Source organism: Planktothrix sp. FACHB-1365 (assembly GCF_014697575.1).
In the GTDB taxonomy this organism is placed as follows: domain Bacteria; phylum Cyanobacteriota; class Cyanobacteriia; order Cyanobacteriales; family Microcoleaceae; genus Planktothrix.
Genome location: NZ_JACJSC010000033.1, coordinates 41,915 through 61,049 on the forward strand (window position 1 = coordinate 41,915; position 19,135 = coordinate 61,049).

Genomic DNA, 19,135 nt, shown 5'->3' on the forward strand with positions numbered 1-19,135 from the left:
CCTGATAAAATCAAGAGCGGTCGCTTATTTTTTTGTCAAATAAAGATGCTAACAAGTTTAATAGAAAAATTAAAAGAAGTCAAGGATTTTAGAAAAAGTCAGGGAAAAAGGTATAGGTTATGGGAAGTGTTATTAGTAGTAGTTTTAGGGGTGATGTCAGGGCATCAAGGATATCGAGAGATGGGGTATTTTGTCAAAGCGAACGAAGTTATCCTGAAAAGAACATTCAAGCTCTATAGTGAAGAAATGCCATCTTATTCAACAATAAGGAGGGTCATCAGAGGAGTAGATGAGAAGGATTTAAGCAAAATAGTAAAAGAATGGTCAAGAGAGAATTCTCCTAAATTAAAGGGGATAGAGGGATTAGCAATAGATGGAAAAAGCTTAAGAAGTACGGTAAAAGACCCCGGAAATCAAAGACAAAATATGGTAATAATGGTATCTCTATTTAGTCAAGAAACAGGATTAGTATTAGCGACGGAAAAGTTCGAGAGTAAAAAGGGGTCAGAACAAGCTGTAGCCCAAGAGATAATAGGGAAATGTGGTCTAAAAGAAAAGTTAATAACGGCAGATGCGTTGTATAATTCAGGTAGAACGATGGGGATATAGAGGAAAAAAGCCTTATAGAGAAACGGTTTATTATATAAGTAGTATCTGGGAAAAAGCAGAATTTTTTTCCCAAAAGATTAAAGGGCATTGGGGGATTGAGAATCAAGTTCATTGGGTAAAAGATGTGTTATTTAAAGAGGATAGTATGAAAATTAATCAAGTACAAGCGGCGACTAATTGGGCACTGGTCAACACCCTAGGATTGAATATTTTCAGAGGTTTAGGATTTTTATCAATAACAGAGGGAAGAAGGTGGTTAGGAAATCAGTGGAAGAAATTACTGGCTATCTCTTGAACCCAACGTTAAAACTTAAAGAATAGAGCGATTAATTTAGAGAAAATAGATAAAAGAATGAGGAATGTAAGTCTTACTCCGTAGGGAATAGGGGTATTTATGCTGTTTAGACTAATATTGGATATAACTGATAGATAATATTAATTATATCCCCTATTAATTCTTCTGAAAATAGCTATCATGTTTGAGAATTATGGCTCAAAAGTAGGCTATAATTTTCAAACATGAAACAGCCCTGTTTCTGACCCCCACCAATACCTCCGAGAAACCGGGTTTCTGCATTAACCTTTGCTATGAATAGAAAGAGTTGTTAAGAAACCCGGTTTCTGATTCCCACCAGCACCTCCGAGAAACCGGGTTTCTGCATTAACCTTTGCTATGAATAGAAAGAGTTGTTAAGAAACCCGGTTTCTGATTCCCACCAGCACCTCCAAGAAACCGGGTTTCTGCATTAACCTTTGCTACTAATAGAAAGAGTTGTTAAGAAACCCGGTTTCTGACCTCCACCCACACCTCCAAGAAACCGAGTTTCTGTCTTAACATGAGCTATTAACAGAAAGATAACATAATAAACCCGGTTTCTGACCCCCTAAATTGGGTCAATTAAGTGGTAATAAAATGCACCCAAAAATCTCCATCAGGCATACAAACTCGACGGATTAAAGGGTAGGAATACCGCAAATAAGCACCACTTAAATCGGTACGATATCCTGATGAAAACCATTCTCCATAGGGGTCATGTACCAGTAAGCCTTTTTCGTCATAACCCACCACGGGCATAACATGACCAAAGGAGGTAAAATAACCATGAATCACCGCAGGTTTGCCATCGGCTAACCAATCTTGTAATTCCTCCATTGTCGCCCGTTCTGCAAAGTAATCTTTTGCTCCATAATCTTTAACAATTTTAGCTAAATCATAGGGACTCCAGCGACTATAACCTTTTTGTAAGGCATATTCATAAAGTTCATCTTCAAATTGACCACCACTGGTACGCCGACGAACTCCTAAATATTGCAAACACATAGCAATAGAAGTGACGTTACAGGAACCTGTGGGATTATAATAGTTATCCAATTGAGAACGATAGGGAAAGTTAGCCAGTTTGATACTTTGAGGACGAGGTTTAGGACAAACTAAATCTTTCCCTTGATAAATTTCGGCGTGTTGATCAAAGACATACCAAACAGATTGTTCTCCAAATTCATCAGCCCGAAATGCGACTCGAATATGACCCCGTAAAGGTTCGTAGGCGAGGAGTTTAAATTCTTGACCTGCTTTAACTCCTTGCTTTTCTGCATCACTCAGTTGAGAGGAAGCAACAGGTCTAAGTTTTAAAATAGTTTCTTTTGTAATTTTAAGAATGAGAACATCGCTAGAAATTTCTTCTCGCTTGGTTTCAATTAATTTTTTGGCGGTTTTTAATCCTAAAAATCCTGGTTCTCCGCATTCCATTAAGGTTTGAAATCGATGGAGGGCTGCGGTTGATTTAGGGCCAAATTTGCCATCTGCTGGAGGATCAAGCAAAGTCAAATTAATTAATATAACTTGAATTTGACGAGTTAATTCCTCATCAGTTGAGATCGCTTTAATATCATAACGTTGTTCTGTTCCTAGGATGTCTTGTAATTTCATATTCAGTAATTGATGCTATAAATTTAGAGTGTGAGAAAAACAAATGACGATGGCAATAACTCGACCGAGGTTACAGGGGGTTAGACTACTCCTGACTTGATAAAAATTTCAGACGTTAATGATTATTCTGTAGATTAGCATAATTGGGTACTCCTCTACAAAAATTAACAATTCTCAAAGAAGATCCAGATTCCCCAGAAGGAAAGGTTTCAGGGTTGACAGTTCGTGATTGACAACTCACTGATCTTTTGTGGAAATATAGGTTGAAATCAGGATAAAACCGAAATTCTACCGCTCTTGTAAAGCGTTAAGAAACTCATTCATCCGTCATGACAAACGGGAGATCACCCCTGATGAGAGTGATCTCCTAGGGGTAATTCCCAGTCGATGATTTGAACAATCAGGATTAAATTATTCATTGAGTTTTAAGCTTTGAATTTTAGGTTCAGGAACACCCCAGCCTTTAAGAATGGTATAGGCGATAATTTGATGACCTGCAATATTAGGATGAATCCCATCACGAGTTAATAGATTTTGTCCCTGTCCCCCATAACGCTGATAGGTAATAATCACATGACGAAAGGGAACATTTAAGTCAATAAATTGACAGCGATATTGTAGAGCGACTTCCCGCATTACAGCAATATATTCTGCAATTCGTTGATTTTCTCGACTGCTGAGATCTTCATAAATAATGGTGGGGGATAGCAATAAAACAGGAATTCCTTTAGTGGTTGCAACCTGTACCATTGCGGTTAAATTTTGGCGATATTCTTGAGGTGTAGGAATATTTGGTCTGGCTGGCGTTGGAGTTTGGAAACTTTGCAAGACATCATTAACTCCAATATTAATGGTAATTAAATCGGGTTTTTGATCTAAAACATCTCGTTTAAATCGTTCCGATAGTTGGGTTGAAGTATTACCAGAAATCCCAGAACTAATCATTTCAACGGGTTGTTGAGGATACAAAAAATTCAAATAGCGTTGTAGCAACCAGACATAACCGCCATATTGTCCTCCACTTTGGGTAATACTATCCCCAACGACCACAATTCGATGTTTATTGCGTAACACTTCCGGCTGGGGTTCGATGACGGGTTGCGGTAAGCTAGGCGTTGAGGGAAGAGTGGGTTTTTGGGGGGGTGCAGCTTCGATGGGTATCGATGGAGCGGTAGAATACCATCCTAAACAACCGATTGTGATCGCAACAAGACATTGCACTACAACTGTCTGAACCTGTTTCATCTTGGAGGTGTATTGATTATGGGAAACGACAGCAACGGTGATTTTGCTGTATTAAAATCCCACATATTTTAACCAGAAATGGAAGATTAACCAAGATTAATGACTCACGGCTTGGAACCCTTGTAAAGTCAAGGTTGTTCTCCACCTAGATTAAAACAAGTTAGTTAAAGGAATTGTTGGCTTTTTTTTGACATTCCGTGATCCCGTGTTACCCTAAAGAGTATGCGATCGCTTCATTTTGAGTTGAATATGTTAAACTCAGGACAAATTATCCAAGACCGCTATCAACTACAATCCCAATGTGGACGGACTGCTACCGGACGTCAAACTTGGCTGGCAATAGATCAGCAAACTCAAGAAAAAGTCATTATCAAACTGTTAGCTTTTAGTCCACAAATGGCGTGGGAAGAATTAAAACTGTTTGAACGAGAAGCCCAGGTTTTACAAGCTTTAAATCATCCTCGTATTCCTCGTTATCGAGATTATTTTTCCCTCGATCAAAGTGTTGGGGGTGGTTTACCTTGGTTTGGATTAGTCCAAGATTATATTCCCGGTTCATCGTTACAAGATTTGTTAGATCAAGGACATCGGTTTACGGAATCTCAAGTTAAAAAAATTGCTAAGGATATCTTAAAAATATTGATTTATTTGCATGAATTAAGTCCTCCGGTTTTACATCGAGATATTAAACCGAGTAATTTAATTTTAGATGATTCAGAACAAATTTATTTAGTCGATTTTGGAGCCGTACAAGCCCAAGCCAGTGTGACAGGCGTAACGTTTACTGTTGTCGGAACCAGTGGTTATGCACCCTTAGAACAATTTTGGGGTCGGGCGGTAGCCGCCTCAGATTTATATGCGTTAGGTGCTACATTAATTCATTTATTAACCAATACTTATCCGGCGGATTTACCTCAAAAAGAGGCTCGAATTCACTTCCAAGATCGAATTAGTTTAAATCCGAATTTTGTTCACTGGATTGAACAAATAACCGAAATTTCTTTAGAAAAACGATTACAAACCTCACGGGAAGCTTTAGAGTTGTTAAAAGCGGGAAAAATTCGTCCACAAAAGAATCAAAATATGACTCCCCAACGGGCTTTAATTAAAAAACTGAATCAACCGTTTTATAGTACGATTAATGTTGATTACACCCCAGAGCATTTAAAGATTTACTTACCCCCCAAAGGATTTGGAAAACTATTTAACCTGGAAATCGGGTGTTCTCATTTACTCATCATTTATTTCGGTTTTGGTTTCTTCTTATCAATTTTTATACCGATGTTTTTGAGTGATCCCCTGTTATTTTGGTTTTTGTGTTCACTCCTATTTGTTTCTGGCTTCCTTTGGTTATTCTTTTTAATTGATGAAAAAACCTGGGTTGAATTTGATCACCAGGAATTTAAAATTATCCGCAAATCAAGAGGAATTCAATATCGTTTACAGTCGGGTTCTCTATCCAATATTATTGGTGTTTTTATGGAAAAAAAACAATCTAAATATGAGGTGGTAATTCGCACGACTTCCCAAACTCACCGCATTGGTGAAGTCTTTGTAGCAGAAGAATGCGCCTGGTTAACCCAAGAAATCCAAGATTGGCTTTATCCTCGGTAAAGAAACCGGGTTTCTGGCAAAAATTTGGGGGTTGAGCAATTAGACATGGAAAAAGAAACCGGGTTTCTGGCAAAAATTTGGGGGTTGAGCAATTAGACATGGAAAAAGAAACCGGGTTTCTGGCAAAAATTTGGGGGTTGAGCAATTAGATATGGAAAAAGAAACCGGGTTTCTGGCAAAAATTTGGGGGTTGAGCAATTAGATATGGAAAAAGAAACCGGGTTTCTCAAGGTTTCTTGCTTAACACTTTTATCAACGGAGAGGGAGGGATTCGAACCCTCGGTACGGAGTTACCTGCCGTACAACAGATTAGCAATCTGTCGCTTTCGACCGCTCAGCCACCTCTCCAGGAGCGACAATTAAATATACTAACAGATCATTTTGGGTCTGTCTAGGGGTTTAGAAAAAAATTGGTGTTCGGGGTCGTGAGGGAAGACCCCCCCTTGTAGAGAACAAACCAGGGTGTATGATTCAGCATAGACTAACGAACCCTTTGTAGCGTCTTCTCAAGCTCTGCCATGAACAGACAAGAACTTTTAGATCGGTATCAAGCGGGAGAGCGCAATTTTACCTATATTAACTTAAGTGGGGCAAATTTAAGTGGTGTCAATTTGCAAGAGATTGACCTCACGGGCGCAAACCTAACAGGCGTAAACCTCAGTTGGGCGGTGTTAAACCAAGCTCAGTTAGTGGGGGTGTGTTTTCGTCGGGCTGATTTACGCAATGCGGTATTAACGCGCAGTAATTTCAATCAAAGTAATTTGAGTGGCGCTAATCTCACTAAAGCAGATTTGCGATTTGCAACCTTGAAACAAGCGGATTTGAATTGGGCGATTTTGACAGAAGCGGATTTAAGTAATACGGATTTAACGGGTGCAAAATTAGATCAAATTAATTTAGAGCAAGCTAAGTTAAATCATGCTTTATTAATGGGTGCAGAATTAATGGAGGCGAATTTAACTCGTGCGAGTTTAATTGCTGCGAATTTAACGGGAACGAATTTGCGAGAATCACGGTTAATTGGTGCGAATTTAAAAGATGCTATTCTCACTCAAGCCAATTTAACCGAAGCTGACTTAAATGGGTCTACCTTACGCTCGGCGAATTTAACCGGAGCCGATATGCACCGAGTGATTTTAACCGGGGCTGATTTAACGGAAGCCATTCTCGATAGTGCTGATTTAAGCCGAGGAAATTTAACCGGTGCTTATTTATTAAAAGCCAGTTTTAAGAAAGCGTATTTATTACGGACAAATTTAGAAGAAGTCTATCTTTTATGGGCAAATTTAAGCGAAGCTAATTTAAGAGGAGCCAACCTACGCAAGGCAGATTTAAGTGGATCTTATTTAAGCGATACTATTTTAAGTGAAGCCGATTTACGGGATGCTTTATTAATTGAAAGCCATTTAATTAGAACCAATTTAGAAGGATCTAAATTAACGGGGTGTTGTATTCATAATTGGGAAAAAGTAGACGTTGAATTAACTAAAGTAGAGTGTGATTATGTCTATACTCAATTTGATTATACCAGTAAAAAACCCAAAAATCGTTATCCGAGTGATCGAGATTTTTTGCCGGGAGAATTAGCCAATGAACCCTCGGAAGATAGCCATTTAATTACTGTGGAATTTATGGAATATCCGAATTGGGAAGCTTTAGTTTATACGTTAGTTAAAGTGGAACAGGAAAGTTATGAACTCCAATTAATGATTCAAGGGTTTGAATCCCAGCCTGATCAGTTTTTCTTGCAAGTAAAAGCTAATCATTTAGTGAATACGAAATTATTGGCGGAACAAATTTTAACGTCCTATTTGTCTATGAAAAAGAAGATTTTAGAGAAGCGATCTGATATTTTGGGACTCTTAAATTTAGAAGTTCCTATTTTTAATGCCTCCCTAGATTTGCAAGAAATTCCTGAACCTGCCTTACCTCCCCCCCCAGTAGTCGAACATCAAAACCATCAAGCTTTATCTCAAGAAATTTCTCGTCAAATTCAATCGATTTTGCGATCGCAAGAACCTGAAAAATTTGTCATTAGTGTGCAAAGATTATTAGATTTCTTAACTAAAAATGGGGTAGAACTCGAAGAAATTCAACATCAAGTGATTATTCAAGGAATTGTTCAACGTGCACAACAGGAACCTTTATTTAAAGAAAATCTATTTCGCTGGGAACAAACTGCAAATCCCTCTGAACGGGTTTCATTGATGGGGGAATTAGTTCGATTTGCGATCGCACTTTTATGGGAAAAATAAATAAGTTAACGGCTGATTTGTCAGGGGTGAATTCTTGTTTTTGTCTAATACTACCACCACCAACGGGATGTCCAGAAGCGATCGCCTAAAAGCCAAGCTAACAAGCCACAGAGGAGTCCACCGACCACAAAAGCCATCAAAAAAGATTGAGGAAATCGCAACCCAGACAAAAAGCCGCCAATCATAAAACCACAGCCAAATCGAGCAATAAAAGTAATCCAATCAAATTTTGGGGGTGATGTCATAAAGGTTTTAATAAAAACGACATATTTTTACCCGCTTGTAAAAACTAATATATCATTGTATCCTGGCACCTGAGCGATGACTGTATCAGATATTTTATGTTTTCGTCCCCTGATGGGGAAAAAGTAGAAACTAACACCCCTATCATTCTCTCCGCTTACCGGATTAGATTTACTGACTCAGATTGCTAAATATTAAACCGTAGCCTAGCTTACAGATTCTTTTCATGGTTTTCACTCCTTGGCAGGATGCTGACCAACTGCTTATAATTAATATTAGTGGTATAGTTAGTAATAAACCTTTAGCAGTATGTATCCAACCCTGAATAACTGTAGTCCATAATCTCAAAAGCACTTTGTTTGGTAAATTAGAAGGTCAAGAATTCATAGTTGAACAAGAAAAACTAGAAATGATCAAACAACACCTTGCTGATAATTTTCCTGATTTTCACCCCAATCAAATGATGATTAAGAGGTTAGAATTAGCTCTGAATGATCATAAAAAAATATCGGGTGCTGATGCTAGTTTTTATTTCCATGAATTAAGAGAAGCTGAATTAATGGAGCAAGGATTAATTTATAAGGAAGCTCACAAACAAGCTTTAAAAGATTATGAAGTATCGCCTTTTAGTGTCTATCATCCTGACGTAATTAGGGCTTGCCCTGATGAATTTAATAAAAATTGGGAAAGAGCTTGGGGGATTACATAAAATGCAAACTATCAATTTAGACTTTCATAGTCGAGCGCGTGTTTGGCTAAAAGATAAGCCACGTATCATATATCCAGCCCTGGATATTATTACTCTGGATATGATTACTAAAGATATACAAACGGGTTTAGCCTACAAACCAGGCAGGCGACAAACAGCCCTGGAAATCATTATCCCTGTGGGGCCTAGAGTTTGCTATGGACTTTTAGGTGCAGAATTTATCCCCAATAATTTTGGGAAACTATCTGTAGAGGTACGAGTATCAACCGAAAATGAATCCATTTTTCACAGATCAATTGCTGACGAATTTGATACAGTAAAAATTGGATTGCCAGAAGAGTATAGCCAGAGCGTTATCGACGGAATCGTCAATTCTCTCAATAATCAAATTATACAAACTCTAGGTTCAGGAGTAATCAAAATAGAACAAGCTGCACACGGAGAAATTAGTTCTTCTAAAAAAATGTTCCGCAATATTGCAGCTACTGTTATCCAGTTGCTTCTACTCGATCAAGTGAGTCCCCAAGAAGAAGTAACAGAAATTGTGAAAACCTATGGTTTGGCTTCAAAATAGTGGATAATTCTTCGTGTCTTTGTGGTTCCCTATTATTTCCCCCCATAATAAAACAAAATTTCTTTATCTTTTAACCCTTGAAATCCCGCATCAATTAAGAGTTGATTCAGTTCATCTTGAGCAATATGTTTAGCCCCAATGCGAACAATTCGAGACCGCATCGTATTACTAACACCACTACGTTGACGTCCGGCTTCTAATCCCATTACTTTATTGTAGAGATCAAGCTTTTCTGGAGGAATCGGTGTACCATCAAAATCAATCCCTTGAGCGATCGCCACATCAATTGCATCTGCACCTGTCGTTGTATTAGCGTCTGAAGACATAAGATAATTCCGATTTAATTTTTAAACCCTTCTATTCTACCCTAATCCGGTTTAACGATACATTTGAGTTTCTAAATCTTTAATCACCCGTTGCTTATCCGGTTGTCCTTTTAAAAGTTTTAACAGTCCTAAACCTTGATGAATGGGTTTATTATTCGCAGGTTCAGCCAAACCACTCACCCCATCTATCTCATCCATAATTGTACGATAAAATGCGGCGCCAAATAAATGATGAATGGGTTTTTCACCTTCTCCAAAGGAACCCACCGCCATCCAATTATTTCCGATTGCTGTAGACTGATTTCCGGTTTCTGAAACCGCCGGAATTCCCAATTTAATTTTATCAGGGTTTGACCCTTGTGCGACTTGAGCAATCGCCACCCTAGCCGTCATTTCCACTAAAGGAACTGCACCTTTAATCATTACATTTCCTGATAATAATCCCAATCCTCCTCGCGACACAGAATTATAGGATTTTTCTGCTAATCGTTCAATTTTGACTTCAGCAATATCAATCTGTTGAATCCCCGTTGCGGGATAATCTTGAGTAGTTTCTAAGATAGATTTTAGGGTAGCTTGAATGATTTTAAAGCCTTCTAAATAGTCATCACTATCAAACTCATTATTTAAGGGGGAATCCGGTTTACGGATTAATTGATAAATCACTTTCCCAATCGCCGGAATTTCAGCCTTCATCATCCATTCATCTAAGGCGACTAAGGTTAACACATCGACAACATTTTGCCCTTCTCGAAGTTGAATATAGGTTTTAGCGTATCTTTTTTGATCCGACTCTGATAACTGGGATTGATTATAAATCGCATTAATAATCAGAATATCCAAGGCTAAAACCCTGGAGGTTACACTAGCGCGTAAATAGTATTTTTTTAAGTCTGCTTTCAAGGATGAATTGAGAATAATCGCATCAATTTTTGTTAACGCCTCTAAATCAGGAACCGCTTCTCCAGAACGAACATACTGATAGGTTCCTTTTAATCGCATTCTTTCATCTAAATCTAAATGCGATGTTTCTAACGCTGTTTCTAAACACTGTTCTAAACCCAAAGACCGGGAATGATGACTCGCAATAATATAGCGTTGACCCATATCGGAATAAAGTTTAGAGGTCAGCACTAAATAATCTAATAAATCTAACGCGGTAAAATCTTGAGTAGCTTGCACCTGATTCAGACGGTTATAAGCGTCTAAACATCTAATTTTAGTTTGTTCATACAACGAAGCTTGATTAATCAAACGATTAATTTGCCGATCTAAATTGACTTCGGAATTATAAAAGGTATGTAGCACTAAAAACGCATCATTGCCTTGAACTCCACATCCTTTCATGCGTAAATTAGCACCTTCTGTCCGGTTGGGAGGAATTCTAACCGTGTAGGTTTTTCCACTTTTTAAGGTAACAGTTTGATTGCCTCCTTGATAAGCCGTTTGATAGGAAATAAAAATATGATAAAGTTCATCTAAGCTCCAATCCGGTGCATTGGGATTATTTAAGGGTTCTTCCGATTCTGAACCCAACTGATCTACCCAATCTTGACCTTTTTTCCACGTCGATTCTACGGAATGGGCTGCTGTCTCTCTAATGGTTTTTCCCGCTTCTGTCGCTTTATGACTAATGGTTTCTCCGAGATTTGATACGGACTGTTTGGCTGCTTCTGTGGCTTTTTCCGTTAAAGATTTACTGGTATTTGCTGCGGTTTGACTTACACTGTCTTTCAAACCCCCTGCTTTTTGAGTGATAGAATTCCATAAGGATTTATTTTTGCGATCGCTCATCGATTTGCTCCCTCTTCAACGGCCTGAAAACCATGATATAGCAGATTGTTTGATTGAAACTCAGTTGAGTTAGAACAATAATCTTAATAACATCGGTGCGGCTGTTTCTAACATCCCCAAAAATCCACCCCTGGGTTTATTCGTGTCAGGATTTTGTCGATATTCCAAGGTTTCTACTAACTGGAGTGAAATTTGTTCTCCCTCTGGAGAATTTAAGGTTTTATACAATTGTTGAGCTTGTTTTGCATCCCCAATTGCCCCGACTAAATCTCCTAAATCTGCCCGGGCCATACTTCGACCAAAATAGGCCGCCGCTAAATTGGGATCGAGTCTTAAAGCTTGATTATAAAAATCAATGGCATTGACATAATGACCTGACTTGGCTTCCGTCACCCCTAAACGGTAAAAGTCCTCAGCACTGCCACTATTAGCAGGAAGCCCGACCACACCCACTAACTGAGCATTGTTGAGACTTTTAGGATCTAAAATCGCATTAGTGAGATAGGAACTTCTTAAATCTGTTCCATTAAGGATAGCTCCTGTGAGATTAGCACCTGTTAAGTTGGCCCCAAATAAACTCGCCCCAGTCAAGTTAGCCCCTCGCAGGTCTGCCCCTGTTAGGTTTGAGCGACTGAGATTAGCGCCTACGAGGTTGGCGCCATTCAAGTTAGCACCGACTAAATTAGCGAGTACCAAACCCGCACCACTGAGATCACAATTCTGACATTGTTTTGTGGCGAGAAGTTTTTGAGTTTGTTCTAAATTTTCTGCTTTTGCTGGAGTTAGAGGACTGAGTACCACTAACAAAGCAACACCAGCTATCATTCTCTGTTTCATAGGACAGATGCCAAAAAAGGGCGTTGTCGCTATCATAAAATATTTTCAGGGTTTTTGCTATCTGCTGACTAGAAGTTAGGAGTTAGCAGTATTGATAAGAATCACAGTTAAACCGTGAATTTGATCACACCTATAGGGGTTTTTGTGTCACTGCCAAACAGGGGAATTGAAGGAATAATAAGAGCCAAGAACAGGTGCGTATAGGTGATCCCCATGTTGGTGAGTGAATCCACAGTTAGTATCGAAGGATTGGTGAATCAAATTTTTTCTTCGCGCCAAATCACCCGAAGTGACCAACGAGTCCTGATGTCGTTATTACTCTCCAAAAACGACTTAAGTTTAGAAGAACATTCCTATATTGATCAAGTTTTTGAACGCCTTCGGCGAGGATTAATTCATGTTGTGGATTAATGATTAATCAATCTCGATGAAATCTTCTCAACAAAATTTAACTTAAAAACTCTGTCCCTCCCCTGAGTCAGGGGAAGGTTAAGGCGGGTTTAATTAAGATGCTGTTGAAGCAGTAACCGCCGTTTCTTTCTCAGAATTAGACCCCTGAGTTCCTAACTGGATCAGTTCAATTTTATAACCATCGGGATCTTCCACAAAGGCAATCACTGTTGTTCCGTGCTTCATGGGGCCAGGTTCACGAGTAATTTTACCGCCTGCGGCTCTAATTTGTTCACAAGTTCGGTAAATATCATCGACACCCAGGGCGATATGACCATAACCGGTGCCGATTTCATAGTGTTCTACCCCCCAATTATAGGTTAACTCAATCACGCTCTGCTCGGATTCATCACCATAACCCACAAAAGCTAAGGTAAATTCACCCCCTGGATAGTCTTTTTGACGCAGCAATTTCATTCCTAAAATATCGCAGTAAAACTTTAGAGAGCGGTCTAAGTTTCCGACTCGTAACATTGTATGAAGGAGTCTCATGGTTGGTGTGTTCCTAATAATTGATTTAAGATGGCTTTATTTATATTAATACAACCCATTAAATCGTAGTAAGCCCTTCAGGGCTTTTTCTTAGAAACAGAGTCCTGAAGGACTCACTACTTTTAGGCTCCCATTCCTGAATATTGTTTTAATCCTTGTTTCCATAACCAACGATTGATGATAAAAAATAAGGTTCCCCACAAGAATATCATCAATAAACCTCGAACTATATCAACGGGAAATCCTACAATAATAGAAGCCGGAAAATAAACCAGGTAAGGAAAGGGAGTCCATAAGGTTAGTTCCCGAATCAAGGGCGGAAACACTTCTAAAGGTGCAATGATTCCTGATAGAAATAAATAAGGTAAATACCAAATTTGTTCAATAGCACTCGCTCGTTCTGTCCAAAAGGAAAATAAAGCAAAGGTATATTGAATAATAAATCGTAGCATAAAAGCCAGGATTAAGATTAATAAAAATAACAAGATTTGTCCTAAACTGGGTATCCAAAAGGATTGAGGATAAAGGGCAAAAAATAAAAGAATTAGCCCTGCAATAAAGGGAAGGCGGGCAAATCGTTCCGCAATATGGCTGAGAAAATGATGCCATACAGGATCAATGGGCTGTAATAATCGAGGGGATAGTTTTCCTTGAACGACTTCTTTTTCAAATTCCCAAATCACCCAAACAACATTAGCTTGTCTCACAATAAAGGCGGCTAAAAAATATCGAGCAAATTCAAGTTCACTCAGTTCAATATTTTGGGTTTGGGAGGCTTTAATCCAAATTCCCATTAAAATAAAAGGCAAGGAACCAGACAATGCCCATAAAAATAATTCGGCTCGATATTCGACCATGTAGGCATAGTATGTTAGCAGTAAAGTTTGAGCGATTTTTAAAATATATTTCATAAAATTATTCAATTAAAATTATTTTTTTGATTAAAGGTTTTGTTTCTTTGTTGAGCATCAATAATTGTTTGATTTTTAACCATTGCTGTTTTCGATTTAAAATGGAAGACAGTAACAATTTCCAAGCTTTGGGAGACAAAATAGAGGTTGAGGATAAAGAAAAAGCATTTACTATTTTAGCTTTTTTGAGAGCGACAATACTCCAATGTAATTTGAGATAATTACGGATATCTTGAAGGCTAGGAAGATAGATTTTATAGTCTCTCTGAACCAGGTGATAGAGTTTTTCTTTAATTAAAATATTAGTATCAAGTCGTTTTTCCAAAGAAATCTGTTGATTATAAGCTCCGGGCCATATTGTTCGATAAGCTAAACATTTATTAATAAAAATTGCATCGCCAAATTGAGCAATTCTAATCCACGAATCAATATCATCACAGTTAGCATCTAAACTGGAATCCCAACCCCCGGACTGAATAAATGCGTCTCTACGATAGGCGACTTGAATGGGTGTTCCAAAGGGAATTTGTTCGAGAAGCATTCCATAATGAATGTCTTCTTGGGGAATATAAAATACTTTTCCAGGGCCAATAATTCGAGTTCGACTGAGTTCTTTTTCATAGGGATCAACTTGGGCAGCTTGACAGGAACAAATCACAACTTGGGATGTGGAAGTTTGACTTTTATGAATTTGATAGGCACTAATTGCCTGAATCATTTCTTCAATACAATCTGTTGCTAAATAATCATCATCATCTACGGGTTTAATCCACTCTCCAGACGCTACAGCAACTCCTGCGTTCATCGTGGCTGAATGACCTTGATTAGTGGGGTTACGATGGTAAACCAGCCGATAATCCTCTTTTGTTTTTAAGGATGCAGATAATTTTTGAACATACTCTTCAGTACCATCCGTCGAATAATCATCAACAACAACCACTTCACAAGGCACAGTTTGATTTAAGGCAGAATCAATTGCCCGTTTTAGTAAAGTTATTCGATTATAGGTTGTAATCACGATGCTAAATTTCATCGTACTGCCTCGCTTAAGAGTCTGCTCATTCAGTTACTATTTAGCCTAACACATCTGCTCACTCTTCAGAAATTGATGAGCTACGCTTTTCTTTTAGATGTGTTTAAAAAGGGGTGTTAGTCTCGAATTTTGAAAGGCAGATTACAACGTCTAAGTTAAAAAAATTAACGTTTAGAAATCAGTTTTATTTTTATAAAACTGATTTCTAAAAAAAGTCAACTAATCAATTTTTATTAAACATCGAGTGATAGAGTTTAACGATTAATTAACACTTCAGAAAAAGTATACCAGATTTATTCCTCTGTTGACAAGTATAACACCGCTTCCAAATCTTCTGCTTGAGCCAATCAGCCTTTTCTCACAGTCTCTTGCCAGGTTAGTCCCTATAAAAAAATTCTACGCCTCTTTCAGGGATCAGGAGAACGTAGAACGTAAAAGTTATGAAATTTAACAATTATTCCTCCCTTAAGGGGTTACAAAAGTGCCGTGTAAACCGTAAGGGATATGATGTTTTAAGTGTAATCGGGCGATCGCTCCTTGAGTCAAGTCTCGACCATCCAAAATCACAATATCTGAACGATGGTGATGGGAATCATAGACCACCGTTAATAGCCATCCATCATCTTCTGCGATCGCATTTTTACGCGGAACAAATACAGGTTCACTCACAAATCCTTCCGGTGCAGCGCTCCACAATTGACGCTGCTGGGTGTTTAAATCTAGTTTGAGAATTGCTTGTAATGGTGCATTTCCTTGAGGAGAATGGGCGGCTCCTAAATATAAATAACGGTAAGGTCTACCCATTAAATTCGGATGTAAAGCTGGAAATTCACAACAGCGAGATTCAATTCTCTCCCTCTCTACTTTTTCAGTAGTTAAATCTAAAGAAAAACGCCAGAGTTGTCCCGGATCTAAACGAGAAAAATCCGTTTCTCGATAATCGTCATTGGGGCGAACTTCGGGGAGGGATTCATAACAGATAGAATCTACAATAATTCTATCTTGATCTTCATAAGCATTGGCGTGATGGAATACAAAACCCGATGAGGTTTCAAAATATTTAATTTTGCCCGAATTACGGGGAATCACAATAATTTTAGTCGGTTCTTTGGGTTCAAATTTAATACATTCCCCTGCTCCTGAGAATCCCAATAAATAGGGAATGGGATTAAATTTTACTGGATTTTGGAAGAAAATACAATAATTTGGAGTCATGGCAAAATCGTGAATAAAGGCAAATCCTGGAACGGAATGAACCTGTTTTTTCAGTAACTTTCCTTGAGTAGAAATTTCATAAATTGTAATGAGGGTGGATAATTTTGGTTTAATTGAAAAATTGACTAAACACGGTTCACCGCCATTTTTTTCACAATTTGGATCAATCCGAACATGAGCCGCAAACCCATCTCCGGGTTCTAAAATCCCATCTAAATCATCAATTCCTATAGTTTCTAAGGTATGCGGATCAAGTCGATACGGTTGAGCTGCTTCCCACAACGCTAAGAGTTTTCCCGCCCAATAAATAACTTGAGTATTGGCAATATTTTTAATTCGTAAATCCATAAAATTTGCCAACCAGCCCCCCGGTTTTTGAGTTCCAAAAACACCCCGATAGAGAATTTTTCCAGCCTTTTGTTCTTCTACATAACCTTGGGTTCGCACAAATCGATTACAATAATGGGCGCGACCCTTTGTAAAACGAATCGCAGATATCATGCCATCCCCATCAAAAGGATGACGAAAAGCTTGTCCATTAATCTCTAATAAACCGGGGCCATTACGATAAAGGGTTCCTTCTAATTCGGGAGGAATTTCTCCCTCAATATCATCAATCCAGTAATCATATTCATTCGGTTGAGACAGATAACCTTTTTGCCAAGCTTGGAGATCGTAGGATAAGGAGTCAGAGGGATTTAAAGAGGTAGAAATCAGATTCTGCATTTGAGATAATCAGGTTAAAGGTTGACAGTTAATTGTTCCCGTTCAGAGGGGGCAAGGTTAAGACTTAAAGGTTCCATTTCTGCATTATTATCGGGCAACCAATGAATAAAAAGAAGCGGTAATAAGGTGCTAAGATTGGTTACAATTACCAAGAGCCATAATTGGTTAAAGTTGGTTTCAGTAATTCCAAACCAATGAGTTAGTAAAGCCCCCAATTCATAAGAAATTAATACGGCTGAATTGGAAACAGACATTAATAAGGCAAATAACGTGGCTTCTACCCCAGGGGGACATAAACGGGCTGATAATACTAAAACAGGCATATAGGCAATTTGTCCCATAACTGCCAAAATCAAACTATCTCCTAAACTAAACCAATGATCATCAATCCCTAGGGCACGATTGGTATGGGTCACTAATAACAACATGGTCATTCCCAATACCGTTGAGATCAGGGTTGACCAGAAGAAGATATTCCGAAAGGAAACCGACTTAAGAAAGCGTTGAAATAGCCAAACTCCCACCAAAGAAGCAAAACTGGTCACTAAACGAACTCGCCCTAAAAATTCCGGTTGAAATCCTAATTCATTCGTCGTAAAAAAGAAAAAAGCAGCATCAGCCGTTGGTGTTGATTGCAAAACAAAAATAAAGGCTGTAGGCAACCAAATCGATTTTTGTGTTATGGCTTGACGCAAATTTTTGAGTTGAGATTTGATTCTTTTCCCGTTCAAGTTTTCCGGTATCACTTCTTCTGTAATCAATCCGGTGACTAAGGAAACAATTAAGGGAAAAGTAGCGGTCATGAGAAATATCGTTTGGGGGTTAAATTTTTCTAACAGAAAACCGCTTAAATAAGCTGTAATTAATCCTCCTATTGCCATTGATCCCCAACAGGCTGATTGTAAAGACCCGATATGACTGATAGATTCATGACGTGCTCGTTCCACAACCAAAGAATCAACAATCACATCGCTAATTGCTACAGAAAGGGAACTCAATATAATTACACCCGCAGCCGCCCAGGGAGTATGCACAATTGTAGCTAGGGCAACCCAGGATGAGGCTCCTAATAGTCCCGATAGAATTAAATAGGGGCGACGACGATAGCCAAAAATGGGTAAACCGTCGGAAATAAACCCAAATAAAGGTTTTATAACCCAAGGCAGGGGGACAATTCCCAGTAAAACCGAGACTTCCACTGGACTCATCGCCAATTCATCCTTGAGGAAAAAACTCACTGCTAAACGAGCCAGTCCTAAGATTCCTTGGACAAAGTACACCAGTAAAATGGCGATCAGTTCTGGGGTGGGCTCATTGTCAAAAAATAGGGTCTTCTGAAAGAATTGCTGGAGTTTCTCGATGCTTGTTGAAGCCATCAGGATTAAGTCAAGAAAGATTAAGAAATGTGAATATCCTAGATCATAACCTGTGGACTGTTGAATGGGGACCTTGCCCATTCCCGATGATCTGATTGGGTGACACGGGAGCAAAAATATGAGTTTTGAGTCTATAGACTTGGGATTCTACAAAAATAAAAGGAGCTTATCCAATCAACTGCTGATCCAGAAGATCGGCAGTTTTTCTGTTGAGCCGGGAAGCAGGAAGGCTCTTACTCCTCATCGAGATGTTCAGCAACGGCTTGGTAGAGTTCGAGAACATGGTGATCTTGTAGGCGATAATAAACTTTACGGCCTTGTTTTTGATAACTGACAAGTCGCATTGTTCTCAAGACGCGCAATTGATGAGAAACGGCGGATTCACTCATCTCTAAAATTTGGGCTAAATCGCAAACGCAGAGTTCTTGTTTTGCCAAGATCGATAATAACCGTAACCGATTGGCATCCCCCAAAAGACTGAAAAATTCTGCCATTCGTTGGGCTTTTTCCAGATGTAAACCTTGATGTTTTAAAGGATTAATCTGCTCAATATCAATAATCGGGTGTAAATCACAGTTGGGTGTTTCAATTTGTTCCCATTGTTGAACGGCTACTTGACTTTGATCAGATTCAGATTGCATTCGGCATAAATTCTTAGTGGATCTATTCCCGATACTTTTTTGCTAACATTTGTTAACAAATACATAAGTTAAGATAATTTCTTAACCAAGGCGTATCAACCAATGCACGAAGGAAAATCCCTCGCGCACCATTTAGATCCCTGTCCATCTTTAAT

Annotated in this window: 17 protein-coding genes, 1 tRNA gene and 1 pseudogene; 6 read left to right on the forward strand and 13 right to left on the reverse strand. The window is 38.6% G+C overall.

Annotation, left to right across the window (positions count from 1 at the left end; translation table 11 throughout):
• Positions 1 to 45 precede the first annotated feature (45 nt).
• Positions 46 to 904 (forward strand): annotated as a pseudogene (locus H6G57_RS24530) (ISAs1 family transposase).
• A gap of 603 nt (positions 905 to 1,507) precedes the next feature.
• Here H6G57_RS24530 and H6G57_RS24535 read toward each other — a convergent pair.
• Both H6G57_RS24535 and H6G57_RS24540 read right to left on the reverse strand, forming a co-directional pair.
• Positions 1,508 to 2,539: a C39 family peptidase gene (locus H6G57_RS24535; protein ID WP_190523412.1), complete on the reverse strand. Its 1,032-nt coding sequence runs from the start codon at positions 2,537 to 2,539 to the stop codon at positions 1,508 to 1,510.
• Positions 2,540 to 2,950: 411 nt separating this feature from the next.
• Positions 2,951 to 3,784 (reverse strand): SGNH/GDSL hydrolase family protein, encoded by an 834-nt coding sequence (locus tag H6G57_RS24540; protein WP_190523414.1) that lies wholly within the window; start codon positions 3,782 to 3,784, stop codon positions 2,951 to 2,953.
• A 249-nt stretch (positions 3,785 to 4,033) separates the two neighbouring features.
• Here H6G57_RS24540 and H6G57_RS24545 point away from each other — a divergent pair, with 249 nt between their 5' ends.
• A complete protein-coding gene (locus H6G57_RS24545; RefSeq protein WP_190523415.1) occupies positions 4,034 to 5,398 on the forward strand; it encodes a serine/threonine-protein kinase in 1,365 nt (454 codons plus the stop codon).
• Between the two features lie 256 nt (positions 5,399 to 5,654).
• Here the strand turns inward: H6G57_RS24545 and H6G57_RS24550 are convergent.
• Positions 5,655 to 5,746, reverse strand: a tRNA-Ser gene (locus H6G57_RS24550).
• A gap of 170 nt (positions 5,747 to 5,916) precedes the next feature.
• On the opposite strand from H6G57_RS24550, the gene H6G57_RS24555 reads away from it, so the two are divergent.
• Positions 5,917 to 7,653: a pentapeptide repeat-containing protein gene (locus tag H6G57_RS24555; RefSeq protein WP_190523417.1), complete on the forward strand. Its 1,737-nt coding sequence runs from the start codon at positions 5,917 to 5,919 to the stop codon at positions 7,651 to 7,653.
• Positions 7,654 to 7,703: 50 nt separating this feature from the next.
• On the opposite strand, the gene H6G57_RS24560 is transcribed toward H6G57_RS24555, so the two are convergent.
• The gene (locus H6G57_RS24560) at positions 7,704 to 7,898 is read right to left on the reverse strand and encodes a hypothetical protein (RefSeq protein ID WP_190523419.1); all 195 of its coding nucleotides are present in this window, start codon (positions 7,896 to 7,898) and stop codon (positions 7,704 to 7,706) included.
• 353 nt (positions 7,899 to 8,251) lie between these two features.
• On the opposite strand from H6G57_RS24560, the gene H6G57_RS24565 reads away from it, so the two are divergent.
• Both H6G57_RS24565 and H6G57_RS24570 read left to right on the forward strand, forming a co-directional pair.
• Complete coding sequence (locus tag H6G57_RS24565; protein ID WP_199314440.1) at positions 8,252 to 8,605, forward strand: hypothetical protein; 354 nt, start codon at positions 8,252 to 8,254, stop codon at positions 8,603 to 8,605.
• A complete protein-coding gene (locus H6G57_RS24570) occupies positions 8,562 to 9,179 on the forward strand; it encodes a hypothetical protein (RefSeq protein ID WP_190523421.1) in 618 nt (205 codons plus the stop codon). Before H6G57_RS24565 ends, H6G57_RS24570 begins: the two co-directional genes overlap by 44 nt.
• 32 nt (positions 9,180 to 9,211) lie before the next feature.
• Here H6G57_RS24570 and H6G57_RS24575 read toward each other — a convergent pair whose 3' ends face one another.
• The 3 genes from H6G57_RS24575 to H6G57_RS24585 form a co-directional block, all read right to left on the reverse strand.
• Complete coding sequence (locus H6G57_RS24575) at positions 9,212 to 9,505, reverse strand: DUF4090 family protein (RefSeq protein ID WP_190523422.1); 294 nt, start codon at positions 9,503 to 9,505, stop codon at positions 9,212 to 9,214.
• A gap of 51 nt (positions 9,506 to 9,556) precedes the next feature.
• Positions 9,557 to 11,299, reverse strand: coding sequence for a hypothetical protein (locus H6G57_RS24580; protein WP_190523424.1), 1,743 nt, complete (start codon positions 11,297 to 11,299; stop codon positions 9,557 to 9,559).
• Positions 11,300 to 11,368: 69 nt separating this feature from the next.
• The gene (locus H6G57_RS24585) at positions 11,369 to 12,136 is read right to left on the reverse strand and encodes a pentapeptide repeat-containing protein (RefSeq protein WP_190523426.1); all 768 of its coding nucleotides are present in this window, start codon (positions 12,134 to 12,136) and stop codon (positions 11,369 to 11,371) included.
• A 213-nt stretch (positions 12,137 to 12,349) separates the two neighbouring features.
• On the opposite strand from H6G57_RS24585, the gene H6G57_RS24590 reads away from it, so the two are divergent.
• Complete coding sequence (locus H6G57_RS24590) at positions 12,350 to 12,547, forward strand: hypothetical protein (protein WP_190523427.1); 198 nt, start codon at positions 12,350 to 12,352, stop codon at positions 12,545 to 12,547.
• A 93-nt stretch (positions 12,548 to 12,640) separates the two neighbouring features.
• On the opposite strand, the gene gloA is transcribed toward H6G57_RS24590, so the two are convergent.
• The 6 genes from gloA to H6G57_RS24620 form a co-directional block, all read right to left on the reverse strand.
• On the reverse strand, positions 12,641 to 13,078 hold the full coding sequence (gene gloA, locus H6G57_RS24595) for a lactoylglutathione lyase (protein ID WP_190523429.1): 438 nt from the start codon (positions 13,076 to 13,078) through the stop codon (positions 12,641 to 12,643).
• Between the two features lie 122 nt (positions 13,079 to 13,200).
• On the reverse strand, positions 13,201 to 13,989 hold the full coding sequence (locus H6G57_RS24600; RefSeq protein ID WP_190523431.1) for an ABC-2 family transporter protein: 789 nt from the start codon (positions 13,987 to 13,989) through the stop codon (positions 13,201 to 13,203).
• 4 nt (positions 13,990 to 13,993) lie between these two features.
• Positions 13,994 to 15,022 carry a glycosyltransferase family 2 protein gene (locus tag H6G57_RS24605; RefSeq protein WP_190523433.1) on the reverse strand — a complete coding sequence of 343 codons (1,029 nt, stop codon included), beginning with the start codon at positions 15,020 to 15,022 and terminating at the stop codon, positions 13,994 to 13,996.
• A 465-nt stretch (positions 15,023 to 15,487) separates the two neighbouring features.
• Positions 15,488 to 16,963 (reverse strand): carotenoid oxygenase family protein, encoded by a 1,476-nt coding sequence (locus H6G57_RS24610; protein ID WP_190523435.1) that lies wholly within the window; start codon positions 16,961 to 16,963, stop codon positions 15,488 to 15,490.
• Positions 16,964 to 16,977: 14 nt separating this feature from the next.
• Positions 16,978 to 18,345: a folate/biopterin family MFS transporter gene (locus H6G57_RS24615; protein WP_190523447.1), complete on the reverse strand. Its 1,368-nt coding sequence runs from the start codon at positions 18,343 to 18,345 to the stop codon at positions 16,978 to 16,980.
• Positions 18,346 to 18,572: 227 nt separating this feature from the next.
• A complete protein-coding gene (locus H6G57_RS24620; protein ID WP_190523437.1) occupies positions 18,573 to 18,980 on the reverse strand; it encodes a metalloregulator ArsR/SmtB family transcription factor in 408 nt (135 codons plus the stop codon).
• Between the last annotated feature and the right edge of the window lie 155 nt (positions 18,981 to 19,135).